This is a genomic window from Streptococcus oralis ATCC 35037 (assembly GCF_900637025.1).
GTDB classification, from domain to species: domain Bacteria; phylum Bacillota; class Bacilli; order Lactobacillales; family Streptococcaceae; genus Streptococcus; species Streptococcus oralis.
In genome coordinates, this window is record NZ_LR134336.1 from 1,792,397 (window position 1) to 1,810,047 (window position 17,651).

Here is a 17,651-nt window from a genome sequence, read left to right on the forward strand (position 1 = left end):
ATAATATCGATTTGGTTAGGCTCATGTCGTAATCTTTTAAATTACTTGAAAGCAATCTGAAAGATTGAGGCAAAATAACATTTATATTTTGTTCGGCCTTGCAGCTGTTTAATGAAACAATTTATTCACTTTTACTATTTCTTTATCACACTGGGAGATTTCCTATGAGCCAATATGCTTATATCCTCGTTGTACTTAGCTTGGTTTTCCTTTTTCTGCTCAATAAGTACGAGAAGGAAAGACTTCAAAGACTCTACCAAGAGCAACTCTTGAAGGACGAGACATTTAGGTCTGACATCAAAGAGAAAATTCACACGACTGAAAATATCAATGATGTCATTGCACATATCAATAAAACTTACCATCTGGGAATGTTGCTCTCAAAAGACGTCACAGATCAATTGAAATAATCAAAATCCGAGAAGCTTTCTTCTCGGATTTTTTAGGCTTACCATATTCTCCTTGGAGAAATTTCATTAATACATGTAAAGTTTTCTGTAATTTTCTATATTTTTTCAAAATATTCTTGCATTTCCTTTAAGTTTTTTGTAGAATAGTAGCTATCTATTCAGATTATTCTGAAAATTCAAAAATAGGAGTGTTTATTATGTCACAAGTTACGTTATCAAACCAGTCAACCTGGGCAAGCAAACTAAAGGCAATGGGGCCAGGAATCCTAATGGCTTCTGCTGCCGTTGGAGGTTCTCACATTGTATCCTCTACTCAAGCTGGTGGTTCTTATGGTTGGTCACTACTCCTCTTGGTTATCTTGGCCAATGTTTTTAAATATCCATTTTTCCGTTTTGGTGCTGAATACACGGCTGATACGGGAAAGACTTTGGTCGAAGGTTATGCCGAAAAAGGGAAACTCTATCTCTGGATTTTCTTTATCCTCAATGTCTTTTCAGCTATGGTCAACACAGCTGGTGTTGCCATTCTGTGCTCAGCTATCATCGCCAGTGCCTTCCCAATGATCGGTCTTAGCATCACTCAATGGTCCCTTATCCTTGTTGCAGTCATTTGGGCTATGTTACTCTTTGGTGGCTACAAACTATTGGATGGTATGGCAAAATGGATCATGTCTGCTTTGACCATTGCAACTGTTCTTGCAGTTATCATTGCAACAATTAAACATCCAGAATACAGCTCTGATTTTGTCGAAAAGACACCTTGGCAAATGGCGGCACTCCCTTTTATCGTTTCCCTCTTAGGATGGATGCCTGCCCCTATTGAAATTTCAGCCATCAACTCACTCTGGTCTGCTGAAAAGAAAAAGACCGTCAACTTTAATACAGCGGACGCACTTTTCGACTTTAACATTGGTTACATTGGAACTGCAATCCTAGCTGTATTCTTTGTGGCACTAGGAGCACTTATTCAGTATCCTACCGGGCAGGCAGTTGAAGCTGCTTCAGCCAAATACATCTCTCAATTTGTGGGTATGTATGCCTCTGTTCTTGGAGAATGGTCCCGTTATTTGATCACCTTTATCGCCTTTCTTTGTATCTTTGGAACAGTTATTACTGTTATAGATGGTTACTCTCGAGTCAATCAGGAATCGCTGCGACTCTTGATTCGTCAAAAAGAGGATTCTCGCAAATCTTTGAACATCTGGATGACCATTATCGCTATCATTGGTATCGTAATTATTAAATTCTTTGCTGGTCAAGTTTCTACCATGCTTCGCTTTGCCATGATCGGTTCTTTCCTGACAACACCATTCTTCGCTCTCTTGAACTATGTTTTGGTGACACGTGAGAATAAAAATCTTCCTTCTTGGCTAAAACTCCTCGCTATCGCAGGGTTGATTTTCCTCTTTGGCTTTGCTATTTTCTTTATCTATGCACTTGCCATCGGAAAAGCAGGATAGTTTATAAATGGCACCCTTACGGGGTGCTTTTTGTATACGCAAAAAGCAGTTGAAAATCTCAACTGCCCTTCAGTACTACTTTATTTTTCTGTTTCTAACTCATACAAATCTGCAATGATCGCTGCGACCTTTTTAATATCTCCCAGCATGCCACGCATTTCAAAGTCTGCTAGGACCGGGAAGCCAAAACGCTGGCTGTACTGCTTAGCTGTCAGGCAGTATTGGTTATTAAAATTGCGATTACCAGATCCCACTACCCCAAAACACTTACTAGCATTGTCTCCATAAGCAATAAAGTCGCCCACTGGAGTCGTTAGAATTTCAACATCGCCGTTATCAACGCCATTTCCACCTTCTAGATAGGTTGGTAAAAAGGCGACATAAGGATGGTCCATCTCAAAGAAATCTTGGCCTTCCTTGACCAGATCCTTGATATGGATTTTTTGGACCTCAATTCCTTCGTACTGAGACAGGAGATAGTCCTTGAGACGGCTTACAAAACTCTCTGTATTCCCGCTCAGACTGATATACACTAGGGATATTTTTTTCATATTGACCTCGATTTTTTGTTTACGATTTAAAAAGAACTACCAAGATTGTAACTTGATAGTTCTTTTTTGTCAATACTTAGGCAACTTCTTCTGCTTCGACTTCTTCAGCCAAATCTTTTTGTTGGCGCCACATCTTGTAGAAGACCAAGGCTAAAAAGAGGACGTTGATGATGATGAACAAAATATTCGTTCCTTGTGCTAATGCTCCCATTCCTAAGCCGAGGGTAGTATCTTTGATTAATTGAACTGCATCTTGAACGTTCATATAGCTATAAACCAAACCAACAATAGCTAGTAGAACATAGCCAATATAAGCATAGTTTGCGAATTGCACATTTTTACGTACAAGAAATACAAAAGCTACTACAACTAGAATTGCAGATAAGACAATCAACAACGTATTAAAAATAGAGTGCGATGACGCTGTTACTTGGTAAGTATAGTTGACTGTGTCTTCTAATTGCTGAGCAGTAAGCGTCCCGCTATTCGCCAGGCTAGCACGAAGCACATCTTTACTTGGCAATGGACTCAAGATTCCAAATAATGACATAGATGAAATAAGGGCTGATAGGACTAACAATACCCAAAGATAAATAGGATTCTTTTTCATGTTTTCCTCCATAAGATATTTTGAACATTATAGCATTTTTTGTACAGGAATACAACTTTTACAAGCTGGTTTCAACCTGTTTCCGATAAGCTTTCGGTGATTTTCCGCACAATTTACGGAAAACCTTGTAGAAATATCCAACATTACTGTAGCCAACTGCATAGCAAATATCTTCGATACTATCACTGGTCGAAAGCAAGAGTTGTTGCGCCGCCTTAATTCGCTGTTTATTGAGCAATTCCGCAAAAGTCGAGTTGGTTTCCCTCTTGATCAGCTGACCGAGATAGACAGGATTGATAAAGAGATCCTTGCTAATATCCTTAAGCGAGAGCTCTTTCTGATAATCACGCCCAATCACCTCCAGAACGCTCACCACATTTTCATTCATGCGGTACTGGCCAAAGAACTTGGTCAAGGTTTCTTTGATATAGGCAACCAATTCTTCAAAGGTGTTAATGGCATGGATAGCTTTGACAATCTCGGTCATATCATCTGCTTTTAGGTGTTCAAACAAATGAAAGACATCCATGACAAACTGGGTGAAGAGCTGCTTCGTGATGGCCACGCGCGGAGTATTCTCCAAAACAACCTTCTCTAGCAAGGTCAATTCTTCGATGATTTGATTGATATTCCCTTGGATAATCACCCGATAAATCGGCTCGTAATAGGCAAACAAACTCTCGGATTTTTCTAGATTGACTGAACCGTAGAATAGGGCTTTCTCAGCATTGATCTTCCAATTCTCAAAGGACTGCTGGTAGGGTGCTTCAAATGATGTCACGATGATGCCATCTAGTGGCTGATCAGAGATGAAAATCTGCCAGTCTTGCCCCAAAACATAGTAAGGAATAGTGAAAGAACCTTGTTTTTCCTTAGAAAGGCCTATCCACCAGTTGTCTTTACCTGACAGATAGTTAGTAAATCCTGTCTCATCCAATTCTTGACTGAGGGTCTGACTTTGCTCCACCTTCTCCTGAAGCTGTTGCGCAATCTTTTCTAATAAATGGCCCAACTCCACCTTGTCTACTGGCTTGACCAGATAATCCACGACACTAAGGTTCATGGCTTTTTTGACGTAGTCAAACTCCTGATAACCAGACAGCAAGATATAATAGGTATCTGGAAGTAACTCTTTCATTTCCCTAATCATCTCAAGCCCGGTCTTATCTGGCATGTTGACATCGGAAATGACCACATCTACTGGATTTTTCTTAACATAGTCCAAAGCATCATCTGCGTGATTAGCTGTCGCGACGACTTGCATATCCCATTTTTCAAAGGGGATTAATCGCTTGAGCCCCTCTGTCACCATGTACTCATCGTCTACTAATAAAACTTTATACATTTCTACCCTTTCTATTCATCCTGGATAGTGATATGGTAACGAACACCCTCTTGTTCAGCTGACTCTACACTGATTTGGTAGCGATCCCCAAAGTAGAGAACAAAGCGTTCGTGTACATTGACTATTCCAATTGACTGCCGCTCCCCACTATAGCTTGCCTCGTGTTCAAAACTTCGTTGAGCTAATTTTTCTTGCAAGCTAGCTAGTTTCTCAGCGGTCATGCCCCGACCATTGTCTTCCACTAGGATTTCAACGAATCCTTGGCCCTTCAAGGCTTTGATACTGATGACATTATCCGTTCTGCGATGGTCAACACCATGGGCAAAGTAGTTTTCTACTAATGGTTGGAGTGTAAATTTTGGAATCCTCATTTCTTCCAATTCTGGTGCAATCTTGAAACCATAAGCAATGGATTTAGGATAACGTACCATACAGAGATAGCTATATTTTCGGCAAAATTCCAACTCCTGCTTCAACGTCGTTTCCCGCTCGTCGGAGATATTGTTGCGTAACAGGCTGCTAAATTCATAGATAATATCTGCCAGTTCATCCTGACTTTGCATGACGGCATACATCCGTATAAATTCCAGAGTATTGTACATAAAGTGAGGATTGATCTGAGCTTGCAGGGCTCGCATATTGGCATCTTTTTGACTGAGCTCTAGCTGATAGATATCATGGATATTTTTTTCCAGGCGATCCAACATATCATTGGTTGTTTCTGCAATGAGAAGCAACTCTTGGTCTTTTTCAGAAGTATCGATTCGAAGGCCTTCTTCCCCTTGAGCAATCACCTCGATCGAATCTACTAGGTCTACGACCTGCTTTTGGTAATTTGAAAAAGTCTGTCTAAGGGTCACGTACAAAATGATGATAAAGAGAATACTTAGCCCAATAATGACAGCTGAACTCGTCAAAGTTCCTGTGAGAACAAAATTTTTAGGAACAGCAACTCGAACCTGATAACCGTGAGAGGTAACACCTACAAACCAGTTTTCTCGCTCGGCTGATACCTTCTCACCAATATGGAACATCTCGGTCTCAAAAGGCGAAGTTACTGTTACAGCCATTGGGATATGACCCCGAGTATTGTCAATAGCCCCATGTAAAACATCTGGCGATAGGGAGATATAGATCACTCCTAAATCCTTGTCAGACACAGGATCGGAAACGGGAATGGCAAAACTATTGGCTGTCGGCTTAAAACCCTCCGCAGGAATTTTCTCTCCACTTCGTTTTTCTCTAGTCGAAACATAGACTTCCTTATAGTCCTGAAGAACAATAGCCACTCCAGTCACAAAATCATTCCGAACATAGAGGTCATCAATATTTTCATACAGGGAAACCGAGATATAAGGCGAAGTTTTACGCTCTAATTGCCAGTAGAAATAGTCTGGTGTGCTGAGACTGAAATACTTGTAAATCCCTTCAATGCGGGCCTGATTTTCAACCAAAGACTGAGCAAGTTGGGTTGACTCTCTGTGATAATATTCCACTTCGCTCACTGTCCGAGTGGTCACACGTTCTGCAACCCTTTGGGCTTCTTTCTCACGCGAGTCCCAGTCAGCATACGATAGCATAATCGCAAAACTGGCAATGACCACGATCATAACCAAGCTATAAATCCGTAAAAGAGAGTGAAGCCAGAACTGCTTCATTCTATTTTGTTGCCAATTTTTCATGGATACTTTCATAAATAGGTTCCAACATATCACTGATAAAGAAATGCCACATTCCAATTCCTACAAAAAAGAGCAAGGCAGGCATATAATAACCAACTCCTACAAGGAGAGCGGAGCCGAGTAAAACTTTGGCAATCGCAGGTAGGCTCATAAAAATCCCGATAAGGGACAGTTTCAAGGTATTTTGGTAGGATAAATCAAAGTACACCTGAAGTTTCAAGGAAACAGTATAGGCTAGAAAGACAAGAGCAACTACAAGGACATTGAGAAAGGTCGCCAAGAGGTGGAAAATCGTCTGGTGTGGCAATTGAACTAGAAGATACAAACCATAAACTAGGACAAGATCCACAAACACAAAACTATAGAAAGCCAGATTGCTCTTGACAAAATTACTCTTATACAATTCCCAAGCTTCCTTCAAATGGTAGGCTCGATAGGTATAACCATGTTCCGCATACAAACTCATAAGAGTTGCACTAGCTGGGGCCAAACCAAAGACCACTCCTCCTGCTAGTGTTAATAGCCAGAAATAAGCCGTCGCAATCATTCCCAAAAAGATACGATTAAAGACGAATTCTAGAAATTTTCCCATGCCGCTCTCCTTAAACTAACGATGTAACTATTATATCATATTTCAAACGTTTTCAAAAATATAGAACTCCCATTTACAATCCTCAAAAAGCGTGATACAATTGGTTTTGTTAATTCGCATCAAGGAGATTCTCATGAAGAAAAATATCTTAACCACCCTCTTGGCCGCCGTCCTCTACTTTCTCTGTGTAGGGATTGGAGTCTTCCTAGGACACCTGGTCGACCAAACAGGCAATATGTTCTACGCGCCTGCCTTTTCTGCACTTGTCGGTGGCAGTGTCTACATGCTTCTTTTGACGAAAGTGCCTCGTTTTGGTGCTATCACCACTCTAGGACTTTTTATGGCACTTTTCTTCCTAGCTAGCAAGCATGGCGCTGGTGCCTTTCTCCCAGGTGTCGCCTGTGGTCTTGCAGCAGATGCCATCGCTCGTCTCGGAAACTACAGAGATCGAATCAAAAACACCCTCTCCTTCCTCGTCTTTGCTTTTAGCACAAGTGGCCCTATCTTCCTCATGTGGATCCGTCCCAAAGCTTACGTGGCCACTTTACTTGCGCGTGGGAAATCCCAAGAATACATCGACCGTATCATGGTCCCTCCAGAGTTGGACAAAATTTTTCTCTTTGTCGCAAGCATTCTCCTTTGTGCCTTGATTGGTGCTTTGCTTGGACAAGCCATTAGTAAAAAGTTTACACACAAAATCTAATCACTAAAAAAGAGCCCTTCGGCTCTTTTTATTTATGACTTAATTTCTTGGTCAAGAAATCTCCCAAAAACTGGATTGTAAAGATAATCAAGATGATAATGATAGTCGCCAAGATGGTCACATCGTGATTGTAGCGGTTAAATCCATAAGCGATGGCTACGTTACCGATACCACCAGCACCAACTGCTCCCGCCATAGCTGTTTCCCCAACAAGGGAAATCAAGGTCACAGTCGTCACACGAATCAAATCTGGAAGACCTTCTGATAGGTAAACACCCACGATGTCCCAGAAAGTCGCACCACTAGCCTGTGCCGCCTCAATGACACCACCATCCAGCTCAGCCAAGACAACCTGCACCTGACGGGCAAAGAAGGCAAAGACTGCAAAAGAAAGGGGTACAAGGGCTGCGTTTGGCCCGATACTAGTCTTGACGATCAAGTGAGAAAGTGGCGACATGATTGCCAAGAGGATGATGAAGGGAACCGCACGGAAAATAGAGGTAATCTTGTCTAAAATCCAGAAGATAACCTTATTTTCCAAGACACCGCCTGGCGCTGTCAAGACGAGGAAAAGACCTGCTACCAACCCCAAGAACCCTCCGATGATGAAGGAAAGAACTGTCATATAAAGAGTTAGGTAGATAGCTGTTCCCCAGCCTGCCTGACCAGCCCAGCCCATCTTGTAGACATTTGGTAGATAAGTTTGAATCAACTCTGTCATTTTACTGTCCTCCCTTCAATACTTTTAACTGTACGCCTGCTTGACGAATGGCTTCTTGAGCACCTGCTAGCGCTGCTTTTTCACCTGACAAGACCACAACCAATTCTCCAACAGGAGTGCCATCGAGAATTTCGATATTTCCATAGAGGATATTGGCCGTTACTTGGTAATGTTTGTACAATTCATTCAAAAGTGGCTCGTCTGTCGAAGCCCCTGCATACTTGAGCTGCACTAAGATACTGTTCTCAGATAAATGCTCTACGATTTCTTGCTTCTCAATCTTGACCATGGCTTCGTCAATACCTGTGGCTGTTGAGATAAAGTCCTGTGTCAAAGGTTGTTTAGGATCTGAGAAGATTTCAAGAACACTACCCTCTTCAATCAAACGACCATCCTGCATGACCGCCACACGGTTGGCAATGTCTTTTACAATCTGCATTTCATGTGTAATCAAAACAACAGTCAAGCCTAATTTTTTGTTCAAATCTTGCAACAATGCCAAAATCTGCTTAGTTGTCTTAGGGTCAAGGGCAGACGTTGACTCATCTGAAATCAAAATTTTCGGATCATTTGCCAAGGCACGCGCAATAGCTACACGCTGTTTTTGTCCTCCTGATAGTTGTGAAGGGTAGTTTTCAGCACGATCCGCCAAGCCAACCAAGTCTAACAACTTAGCTACTTTTGCTTTCTTTTCTTCCTTGCTAAGTCCAGAGTGTTTGAGGGCAAAGGTCACATTTTCCTCTGCTGTCTTTTGACTCATCAGGTTAAAATGCTGGAAAATCATCCCAATGTCTTGACGCTTACGACGCAACTGCTCTGCTGTCAGAGTCACTCTGCCGTTAAAAATGACGTCGTTATCAATGGTAATTTTCCCAGCAGATGGCTTTTGCAAGAGGTTAATCACCCGTACAAGGGTTGATTTCCCTGCTCCAGAATATCCAACGATTCCGTAGATATCCCCTTCTTGGATGTGAATGGTCACATCCTTGACCGCTGTGATGGTTCTTTTCTTTTGGTGAAAAGTCACATCGATCTGATCTAACTTAATAATATCTCTACTCATAGCTTCTAATCAGCTCCTCTACTAATTCAATATGGGTGTAGTAATCGGCGATTCGCACATTTTCATCTCCACCGTGGTCTCGGCTATTGGCATTTCCTAGACCAAAAGCCACCATTGGCACCTCTAGGGCATCAAAGACCGTATGCATCGGTCCTGTCCCCGCTGTTGTCGGCAAGACTGAAACGCCCTGTGGATAGAATTTCTTGGCCAACTCGATTACGTTGAGGATGGCCGGCGCGCTCATATCGCTTCGATAGCTCATCTCTCCCAAGGTATAGTATAATTCTACCTTATCAAAGCCATTTTTGTCTAGCTGTTTACGAATTTTTTCCAGAACATCATGCGGTTCTAGGCCAGGAACCAAACGAACCTCTAGCTTAGCACTGGCTTCTGCTGGCAAAATCGTTTTAACTCCTTGTCCTTGGTAACCTGACTGAATTCCTTCGATATTAAGGGCTGGCTCGAAAAAGAACCGTTTTAGGAAGGCTGCACGATCCTCTTGTAAGAGAGGCAATTCCAAGCCATAAATGCGACTAATTTCCTCTGGATTACGCTGGGCGTAAGTATCCACCAAGGCTAGTTCTCGTTCATTTGGCTCTTGAACATCCTCGTACAAGCCTTCTACTAAGGTACGTCCATCAGCAGCTCGCAGACTACTTAAGGCCTGGATAAGATACCACGGTGCTGACTCCACGACACCACCATAACTCGAGTGGATATCCACATCCGCACTTTTCACCTTAGCATCAAAGGTCACAATCCCCTTGTTTCCGCCAGAGATTTCCAGCTGTTCCAAGGCGTTCTTGGTCCCTTGTTCCCAGACTAGCAAGTCCGCCCCACGAAGTTTGTCTGCGTGTTTCTCTAAATACTTATCTAGATCCATGGAAGCAGATTCCTCTGCCCCTTCCATGATAAAGCTGATATTGACAGGGAGATCATCGTGGTGCTGCATATATTTTCTCAAAGCACTCAAACGAGCTGTGATATGGCCCTTGTCATCGTCAACCCCACGCCCGTACATAAAGCCATTTCGTACAGAAAGGGTAAAAGGATCCTCTGTCCAGACCTGATCCCCATCCGCTGGCACAGTGTCATAGTGGTTATAGAAAATCAAGGTCTTGGCATCTGGACGCGAACTCTTGAAATGCGCCATGACAAAGGGAGCCGTGTAGCTCTCATCAATCTCCACTTCAGCCCCTACACGCTTGAAAATCTCACCCAGATAGTTTGCGACCTCCTTGAGCCCAACCTGCTGGGCAAAGACTGATTTCTTGGAAATTAAGGTGCGCAAGACTTCAAAATAATGTTGGGCAACATGATCCTTTTCAAATTTTTCAATCTGCTCTTGTTCGCTAGGAAAAACCATTTTCTCTCTCTTTCTACTGCGTACTTGTGTACTCAGAACGAACACAAGTGCCTCTTTAAAATCAACTCTCTATACAAAAGCAAGAGGTGGAAACTCTCTCCCACCTCCCTATGTCTTATTACCAAACTGGTTGGTCCAAACCGTCTGATGTTTCTTCAATGACTTTTCTCACTTCATCAGTGTGATAAGCCGCGATAATTTTCTTGATGGCATCAGCTTTAGGTGATGATTCCCAATCTTTTTTCGCAACAATGATGTTGTACCATTGTTTTGAGTTTTCATCAGCTTGTTCTTTGAAGAGTGCTTTCTTGTAGTCCAATTTTGCTTCTGTAACGAAGGTATTGTTTACAACGGCAGCATCAACTGATGACAATGAACGAGCTGTTTGGCTAGCGTCCAATTCAGTAATCTTCAAGTTCTTTGGATTTTCTGTGATGTTAGCAACTGTTGCAAGAGCAGTTCCAGAAACATCCAATTTGATCAAACCAGCTGATTGAAGCAAGTAAAGCGCACGGCTTTCGTTTGTTGCATCGTTTGGTACGGCGATTTCACCCTTATCTGGGATTTCTTCCACTTTGGTGTACTTGTTTTCTTCCCCATTTTTACCTGAGTAAAGGCGGATTGGTGAGATGTACGTATCTGCAATCGCTACAAGGTCTTTCCCGTTTTCTTTGTTCCAGTTGTTCAAGAAGTTGTAGTGTTGGAAAGCGTTCAAGTCTACTTCGCCATCAGCAGTTGCCTTGTTTGGTTGTGAGTAGTCTGTGAACTCTGTGAATTCCAATTTAATTCCATCTTTTTTAACCAATTCTTGGATTTTATCCCAACGTGCTTCTTCAGAACCGCTACGGTTAACTGTTGCAATTTTGACAACTGTTTCGTTATCTGCTTTCTTTTCTGAATTTCCGCAAGCTGCAAGAGTCAAACCTGCGACTGTAGCAAGCGCTGCTACACCGAGCCATTTTTTAATTTTCATGATTCTTTCTCCTTAAAAATAATACCGTAACAGTATCTCATACTTTATTTGATTTAGCAAATTGTTATTAGATAGGCAGACATATAGTTTGAAACTATATACCTAAAAATTGAGAAATCATCCGCCTTTCTCAGACTGGATGATTTCATACGACTATTTAATATCAGCTTCTGCTGGGAGATAAGTGTCTCCGAAGAACTGTTTAGACAATTTTTCAAGAGTTCCGTCTTTGTAGAGTTCTTGGATACGTTTGTCTACAAATGATTTCAACTCATCTTGACCTTTAGCAAGAAGTGGGTAAACATAAGGTTGTTGGTCGCTCGGAAGTTCAATGACTTTCAAGTTGTCCAAACCTTGGTTCTTGATAACTGTTTCAACACCGATCTTATCAAAGATCTTGTAGTCAAACTGACCATCGCTCAAACGAGACATGATTTGTTGGAAATCAGCCTTAGTGTAGTTAAGAACCGTTGGATTGTCTGCGTGTTGTTTGTTATAATCTTCTAGCTGTTTAGCTGATGTTGTCCCTTGAACAACCTCAGTAGACTTGCCTCCGATATCATCAAGCGACTTGATGCTAGAGTCGTCTTTTTTCACTACAAGAACGTTAGGGTTTTTAGCAGTTGGCGCTGCATAAAGGTACTTTTCAGCACGTTCTTTGGTATAACTAATATTGTTCACAGCCATTTGGTAGCGATCGCTATCAAGGCCTGCAAAGACACCTGACCACTCTGTCTTTTCAAACTTAACATCGTATTTGTCAGAGTCTTTAAAGATAGCACGGACTACTTCAATCTCATAACCAGTCAACTCGCCATTTTCTTCGTAGTTGAATGGTTTTGGTGAAGCATTGGTTGCAACGATAATTTCTTTCTTACCAGATGCTGCTTCGCTAGTTGCAGTATCTTTCTTATCTCCGCCTGAGCAAGCTGCTAGTACACCTGCGGCAACAAGTCCTAGAGCAGCAAGAGATGAATATTTGACGATTTTTTTCATGTCATTTCCTCCAAAATAGAATACTTTACTATCTTAACAGAAAATATTTTTTTTCGCCATTATATGATACCTATCTCGGTGATAGGTTTTTTTTATGGCTGACTAAAAGACCAGACGCAAGACTGCAATCAAGACTACTCCAAAAAGAACCGTACCCACTAGATTGCGGTAGCGAAAGGCTACCCAAGCCGTTGGAAAGACTGCTAAAAAGTCCAGCCATTTGATCTGAGGAAGGCTGCCAACCTTGCCAGTCACTACGCTTGAAAGGATCAAGGCAAAGATAATGGAAACAGGCAAGAACTTCAAAAAACGCTCAACGATAGCTGGCAGCCCCTTGTACTTAACCAAGATGAAGGGAATCATACGGGGAATCCAAGTCACTAGACCTGAAAAGATAACGGCTAACAAAAGATATTTACTGACCATCTAAGACCACCCCCATGGTACAACCTAGCAAGGTCGCAAACAAAACAGCTAGCGACTGAGACACCACTGTCAAGAGCAAAAAGAAGGACACCGCAACCACGGCTAGGATCCGCAGCAGATTTCGTACAGGAACCCGTCTTTGCATAATCTGAAATTGCGAGGTAAAAATCCCGATAAACATCCCAACAAGGGCAAAGTCTAAGCCAAAGACCTCAGGATTTGGAAGAAGCCCACCTAAAGCTGTCCCCGCAACTGTCCCAATAAACCAGGCTACATAACTATTGAGATTGTTCCCATGCATCCACATAGGATGGACCTTGTCTGTATGGGCTAATTCTCCCATCAAAACCCCGTAGGTCTCATCTGTCAGGAGACTAGACATGCCGATATTTTGCCAGAGACTAGTATGACGGAAATAGGTCGATGCATGCAAGCTCAGCAAAAAGAGTCGCAAGTTGATCAAAAAGACCGTCATAGCAATAGCTGCTACAGGCGCTTGTACCGCAATCAGTGCCAACATGGCAAACTGGGCGCTCCCAGCATAAACAAAGAGGCTCATCAAGCCCATCTCAACAGGTGTCACATAGGGCGCGCCAATAATCCCACAAGCCAGGCCAATGCTGACATAGCCAAGGGCAGTCGGCATGGCCGCCTGTGCACCTTCCCAAAATCCTTTTTCTTTCATCCTTCTCCTCATATTCTCTCCAATTGAGGCTGTTCATCATCACAGCCACAGCACGGACTATTATAACATATTCAAAGAAGAGAAAAAAGTTTTGGATTCGAAACCCATTGCCAGCAAAAAGTGCTGAAGAGGAAGCATCATGGATACATGAGAAATTGATCCACTCGGATAGTATACTTATCGATTTCTGTGTCTGTAACATATTTATTTTCTGTTGGATAGACATCCACCCAGAGTTCCCACTGTTGTCCCTTCAACTTGACCTTGTAGCGATAACCGTCATCATAGAGGCCTACTGTATCAGTTGTCATGGACTGGTAATCTGGGAGTTCTTCCAGTTCTTTTTTTACAGTCTGGGATAGATTGTTAAGCACTACTTTCTGCTCCACCTTTGAAGTTACAGGAATATGAACTGTCGCTTCTTCCAAGTGATGCGATTTTGAAAATGTAAAGGTTGCTCGACCAGTATAGCCTTTCAAAGTAATCTGCTCATAGTGATAGAAAAGGCGACCTGTTTTATAGAAATATGGGTCTTCTGCACGCCAAGTGTCGCGATAGGCCGTTTCCTCTTCTTCCTCCACCTCGCTAGCATTTCCCAATACTTCTTCAAAGGATTTAGGAGACATACCGAACGAAAGGGATTCAAACAAAACCAGTTGTGTCTTTTTGATATTCTGGCAAGCTGATAAAAGCATGAGTAAAGCTCCAATAGCAAGCAAATTACTAATTATTTTTGTAATTTTCATATATCTACTATACAAAAAAAGGTTAGGATCTGTCCAAGATAAAAGAGTCAACCTTAGGCTAACTCTCTATTCCATAGTATCAAAGGCGAGACTTGGTTTGGCGTTGAGGTCCAAGCCCGCAAAGTTTTCTTTATTCCACTCGCTGACGCTAGCATAAGCAATCATCCCTGCATTGTCTCCACAAAGGCGCAGGGGTGGGATGATAACCTTGACATCTGTGATTTCGGTTGCTAGACGTTCTCTGAGCCCTTTATTAGCTGCCACGCCACCGGCCACGACTAGGGTTTTAACAGGATATTTTTCCAAAGCCTTCTTGGTTTTGGCCATAAGAATATCCATGACTGCTGCTTGGAAAGATGCTGACAGGTCTTCCTTGGACAAGCTTTCTCCCTTTTGCTCGGCATTGTGGTGAAGATTGATAAAGGCAGACTTGAGACCTGAGAATGAGAACTCCAAATTGTCTTCCTTAATCATAGCACGAGGAAAGTCATAAATATCCTGCCCCTGATGAGCTAGCTCATCAATTTCGCGACCTGCAGGATAGGTCAAGCCCATGACACGGCCGACCTTATCATAGGCCTCACCAACTGCATCATCCCGCGTTTCCCCAACAATCTTATAATCCCCAGCCTCAGAAACATAGACCAACTCTGTGTGCCCACCACTAACCAAGAGGGCTAGCAAGGGAAACTCCAAAGGCTCAACGCTCTGAGCCGCCATGAGGTGACCAGCCATGTGGTTAACGGGGATCAGCGGAAGTCCATGAGCCCAAGCAAAGGCCTTGGCAGCTGACAAACCAACTAGCAAAGCCCCAACCAATCCAGGTCCATAAGTAACGGCAACGGCTGTTACATCCTCTTCGGTAATTCCTGCTTCTGCTAGAGCCTCCTCGATACAGGCTGTAATGACCTCGACATGGTGACGACTAGCTACTTCTGGCACTACGCCCCCAAAACGTTTGTGGCTCTCAATTTGACTAGCAATGACATTGGACAAGAGCTGGTCGTCGTTTTTTAAGACAGCGACACTGGTCTCGTCACAGGATGTCTCAAATGCTAAAATATATCTATCCTTCATCTATTTCTCTCTTCATGATGATGGCGTCCTCGACTGGGTCATGGTAGTAGGCCTTTCGCTCAGCGATGACCGCCATCTTTTCTTTCTTGTAAAATGCTTGCGCTCGGTGATTTGACTTTCTGACTTCGAGGAAAATCTCCTTGTCTGTCGGCAATGTTGCAAACAAGGCTGATGCTATTTCCTGTCCTTGATAGGCTTTCTTGACAGCGATTTGCAGGACTTCTGCCTCAAAGAGATTCTCCTGCACAGCTAGAAATCCAATCACTTCTGTTCCATCATAAGCTAGAGCGTACCAAGTTTGGTCTTGGGACAGGTCTGCTTGGATTTGTTCCAGCGTCCAAGGACTGACTGGGTAAACATCTGCCATGACAGCGTAGATGGTTTTAGCTAGTTCAGGCTGTTTTTGGATTCGTTTGATTTCTATCATAGGCGTTTAATGTAAGACCCGCCAGACTCGGTATGGTTCTTGAGCCAGTTTTCCTCAGCTTCAACACGTTTGAGGTAATTTGGCACAAAGTCGTGCAAGGAGTCTGCTTCCTCGTCCCAGGCCCAAAGAGCTAGATTAGCTGCATTTGGCAAGGTTTCTTGATAGCTAGCTTGAGGTAGTTGTTCTTGGATCTGTTCCACAAAGGCTCCAACTTCTCCGACAAAGGTTACCTGTTCAGCATCCTTGACCTGCTCTAGCACTTCCGCAAAAGACAGGTGCGCTTCTGGAAAGACTGGTTTGGCGTTTTGATAAAATCCTGCATAAACATTGTTGCGACGTGCATCCATGATAGGAACCACCAAGCCTTCTTGTTGGCGTGGCACCAGAGCCAATAGGCTAGACATCCCAACTAACTCAATGTTCAGGGTATGAGCCAAGGTCTTGGCAGTTGCTACCGCAATTCGCAAGCCCGTGTAGCTACCTGGCCCTTCAGCGACCACGATTCGATCCAAATCCTTTGATGTCAAATCTAGACTGGCCATCAAAAAATCAATGGCTGGCATAAGGGTAATACTGTGATTTTTCTTGATATTAATCGTCGTCTCGGCAAGAACCTGCTTGTCCTCTAAAATGGCTAGAGAAAGAGCCTTGCTGGACGTATCAAAAGCTAATACTTTCATAACACATTCCTATTTTTTTGTCTGTTTACTATTATACTACAAAAGCCAGCGCATGGGAATTTTCTTTGTTTTGAAACAAAAGGGCCTGTCACTTAGACAAGCAATTCTGCACAAAAAATTCAAAAAAATTTTACATTTTTCCTATCTTTTCCGAATATATGAGTGAACAAGGAAAAAGGAGGAAAGTTCAATGACAAATTTTGACGTTCTTGACAATCAATTTTTATCGTTATCTGAAAACGAATTATCAGATATTGATGGTGGTCTCGCTCCCTTAGTTATCTTTGGAGTAGCAGTATCTTGGAAAGCTATTGCAGGTGGAACAGCACTTGTAGGTTCTGGTTTGGCAGCTGGTTATTTTTTAGGAGGTTAGTATGATTAAAGGTTTAGATAAGTATTGTGCAATTTCTAATAAAGAATTGCAAGGAATTAAGGGTGGTTTTGGCGTAGGTGTTGGTATAGCTTTATTTATGGCTGCTTACACTATCGGGAAAGATCTTCGTAAGAAGTTTGGATAAGTCATGCTAGATAAAAATTACATTTTTAGAAGGGTAAACTTTTTTCTCTTCTTCGGCTATAGCCTGCTCTATCTTCTAAATGATTTAAACATAACTAGGATCTCCTTACCAGTTGATTTATCGGTTTGCATTGTTTTCTTTTTATGTTTCAACTCGATTTTCGATGCGAGAAATCATCATCGTAACAATAAAGATATCATCTAAAAATAGAAAAAGTCCATCCCATCTATCAAGACGAGGTGGATTTTCTGTATATCTAGATGAATAATTGAGATCAAACATTTAAACCAAAATGAAAAACGAGCCAGACAACATAGGTGACAAGGAGGAGAAAAATTGAATAGAGTGTCACAAAAGCAAGCTTCCAAAGGAATTTTGTTTTGCGGTGTTCCAGATACGTAAAAATAAGATTTCCACCATATACACAGGCTACAAAAACTATAAACATCAAGAGGCGAACCCCTACTGCAAATTCAAACAAACTAAACATCCTTAATCCTCCTTATTTTAAAAACTATAGGAAATATTCCCATCCATAAACTTCCCTTCCTCTTTCCATTATAACACCTAAGCGCTCTCCAACCAAATTCTATCTATCTTTTTGCTCCTTCTTCCCCTAC

General features: G+C 42.3%; 22 protein-coding genes. 5 read left to right on the plus strand and 17 right to left on the minus strand.

Going from position 1 to position 17,651, the window contains the following annotated elements; genetic code table 11:
• Nucleotides 1-164 precede the first annotated feature (164 nt).
• A complete protein-coding gene (locus EL140_RS08915; protein ID WP_000084865.1) occupies nt 165-410 on the plus strand; it encodes a hypothetical protein in 246 nt (81 codons plus the stop codon).
• Nucleotides 411-607: 197 nt separating this feature from the next.
• Nucleotides 608-1,870 carry an NRAMP family divalent metal transporter gene (locus EL140_RS08920; protein ID WP_000084704.1) on the plus strand — a complete coding sequence of 421 codons (1,263 nt, stop codon included), beginning with the start codon at nt 608-610 and terminating at the stop codon, nt 1,868-1,870.
• Nucleotides 1,871-1,950: 80 nt separating this feature from the next.
• Here the strand turns inward: EL140_RS08920 and nrdI are convergent, their stop codons facing one another.
• From nrdI to EL140_RS08945, 5 genes are all read right to left on the minus strand, one after another.
• Nucleotides 1,951-2,421 carry a class Ib ribonucleoside-diphosphate reductase assembly flavoprotein NrdI gene (nrdI, locus tag EL140_RS08925; RefSeq protein ID WP_000724232.1) on the minus strand — a complete coding sequence of 157 codons (471 nt, stop codon included), beginning with the start codon at nt 2,419-2,421 and terminating at the stop codon, nt 1,951-1,953.
• 76 nt (nt 2,422-2,497) lie between these two features.
• The gene (locus EL140_RS08930; protein WP_000740039.1) at nt 2,498-3,031 is read right to left on the minus strand and encodes an ABC transporter permease; all 534 of its coding nucleotides are present in this window, start codon (nt 3,029-3,031) and stop codon (nt 2,498-2,500) included.
• A 58-nt stretch (nt 3,032-3,089) separates the two neighbouring features.
• Complete coding sequence (locus tag EL140_RS08935) at nt 3,090-4,376, minus strand: response regulator transcription factor (protein ID WP_000278917.1); 1,287 nt, start codon at nt 4,374-4,376, stop codon at nt 3,090-3,092.
• Nucleotides 4,377-4,387: 11 nt separating this feature from the next.
• Nucleotides 4,388-6,058 carry a sensor histidine kinase gene (locus tag EL140_RS08940; RefSeq protein WP_002874905.1) on the minus strand — a complete coding sequence of 557 codons (1,671 nt, stop codon included), beginning with the start codon at nt 6,056-6,058 and terminating at the stop codon, nt 4,388-4,390.
• On the minus strand, nt 6,036-6,650 hold the full coding sequence (locus EL140_RS08945; protein ID WP_000514460.1) for a YesL family protein: 615 nt from the start codon (nt 6,648-6,650) through the stop codon (nt 6,036-6,038). Before EL140_RS08945 ends, EL140_RS08940 begins: the two co-directional genes overlap by 23 nt.
• Nucleotides 6,651-6,783: 133 nt before the next feature.
• Here EL140_RS08945 and EL140_RS08950 point away from each other — a divergent pair, with 133 nt between their 5' ends.
• Entirely contained in the window at nt 6,784-7,353 is a 570-nt protein-coding gene (locus EL140_RS08950; RefSeq protein WP_000739513.1) for an MptD family putative ECF transporter S component, read from the plus strand.
• Nucleotides 7,354-7,381: 28 nt separating this feature from the next.
• On the opposite strand, the gene EL140_RS08955 is transcribed toward EL140_RS08950, so the two are convergent.
• The 11 genes from EL140_RS08955 to tsaB all read right to left on the minus strand — a co-directional run bounded on the left by EL140_RS08955 (nt 7,382) and on the right by tsaB (nt 16,513).
• Entirely contained in the window at nt 7,382-8,074 is a 693-nt protein-coding gene (locus EL140_RS08955; RefSeq protein ID WP_000137507.1) for a methionine ABC transporter permease, read from the minus strand.
• 1 nt (nt 8,075) lies between these two features.
• Nucleotides 8,076-9,137, minus strand: coding sequence for a methionine ABC transporter ATP-binding protein (locus EL140_RS08960; RefSeq protein ID WP_000085696.1), 1,062 nt, complete (start codon nt 9,135-9,137; stop codon nt 8,076-8,078).
• Nucleotides 9,130-10,503, minus strand: coding sequence for a M20 family metallopeptidase (locus tag EL140_RS08965; RefSeq protein WP_000231781.1), 1,374 nt, complete (start codon nt 10,501-10,503; stop codon nt 9,130-9,132). The genes EL140_RS08960 and EL140_RS08965 overlap by 8 nt, the downstream gene beginning before the upstream one ends.
• A 118-nt stretch (nt 10,504-10,621) precedes the next feature.
• Nucleotides 10,622-11,476 carry a MetQ/NlpA family ABC transporter substrate-binding protein gene (locus tag EL140_RS08970; protein WP_000694534.1) on the minus strand — a complete coding sequence of 285 codons (855 nt, stop codon included), beginning with the start codon at nt 11,474-11,476 and terminating at the stop codon, nt 10,622-10,624.
• A 153-nt stretch (nt 11,477-11,629) separates the two neighbouring features.
• A complete protein-coding gene (locus EL140_RS08975) occupies nt 11,630-12,472 on the minus strand; it encodes an amino acid ABC transporter substrate-binding protein (protein WP_000724968.1) in 843 nt (280 codons plus the stop codon).
• Nucleotides 12,473-12,574: 102 nt separating this feature from the next.
• Entirely contained in the window at nt 12,575-12,898 is a 324-nt protein-coding gene (locus EL140_RS08980) for an AzlD domain-containing protein (protein ID WP_000253936.1), read from the minus strand.
• Entirely contained in the window at nt 12,888-13,583 is a 696-nt protein-coding gene (locus EL140_RS08985) for an AzlC family ABC transporter permease (protein WP_000659740.1), read from the minus strand. Before EL140_RS08985 ends, EL140_RS08980 begins: the two co-directional genes overlap by 11 nt.
• A 137-nt stretch (nt 13,584-13,720) precedes the next feature.
• Nucleotides 13,721-14,329: a hypothetical protein gene (locus tag EL140_RS08990; RefSeq protein WP_002874908.1), complete on the minus strand. Its 609-nt coding sequence runs from the start codon at nt 14,327-14,329 to the stop codon at nt 13,721-13,723.
• Between the two features lie 66 nt (nt 14,330-14,395).
• Nucleotides 14,396-15,406 (minus strand): tRNA (adenosine(37)-N6)-threonylcarbamoyltransferase complex transferase subunit TsaD, encoded by a 1,011-nt coding sequence (gene tsaD, locus EL140_RS08995; protein WP_000655077.1) that lies wholly within the window; start codon nt 15,404-15,406, stop codon nt 14,396-14,398.
• Nucleotides 15,396-15,833: a ribosomal protein S18-alanine N-acetyltransferase gene (gene rimI, locus EL140_RS09000; RefSeq protein WP_000569810.1), complete on the minus strand. Its 438-nt coding sequence runs from the start codon at nt 15,831-15,833 to the stop codon at nt 15,396-15,398. The genes tsaD and rimI overlap by 11 nt, the downstream gene beginning before the upstream one ends.
• Entirely contained in the window at nt 15,830-16,513 is a 684-nt protein-coding gene (tsaB, locus tag EL140_RS09005) for a tRNA (adenosine(37)-N6)-threonylcarbamoyltransferase complex dimerization subunit type 1 TsaB (RefSeq protein WP_000865685.1), read from the minus strand. Before tsaB ends, rimI begins: the two co-directional genes overlap by 4 nt.
• Before the next feature lie 190 nt (nt 16,514-16,703).
• On the opposite strand from tsaB, the gene cibA reads away from it, so the two are divergent.
• Both cibA and EL140_RS09015 read left to right on the plus strand, forming a co-directional pair.
• Nucleotides 16,704-16,886, plus strand: a complete 183-nt coding sequence (gene cibA, locus EL140_RS09010; RefSeq protein ID WP_000180842.1) for a fratricide two-peptide bacteriocin subunit CibA — start codon at nt 16,704-16,706, stop codon at nt 16,884-16,886.
• 1 nt (nt 16,887) lies between these two features.
• Nucleotides 16,888-17,031, plus strand: coding sequence for a hypothetical protein (locus EL140_RS09015; RefSeq protein ID WP_000589673.1), 144 nt, complete (start codon nt 16,888-16,890; stop codon nt 17,029-17,031).
• A gap of 274 nt (nt 17,032-17,305) precedes the next feature.
• Here EL140_RS09015 and EL140_RS09675 read toward each other — a convergent pair whose 3' ends face one another.
• Nucleotides 17,306-17,521: a hypothetical protein gene (locus tag EL140_RS09675; protein WP_000492025.1), complete on the minus strand. Its 216-nt coding sequence runs from the start codon at nt 17,519-17,521 to the stop codon at nt 17,306-17,308.
• Nucleotides 17,522-17,651 lie beyond the last annotated feature (130 nt).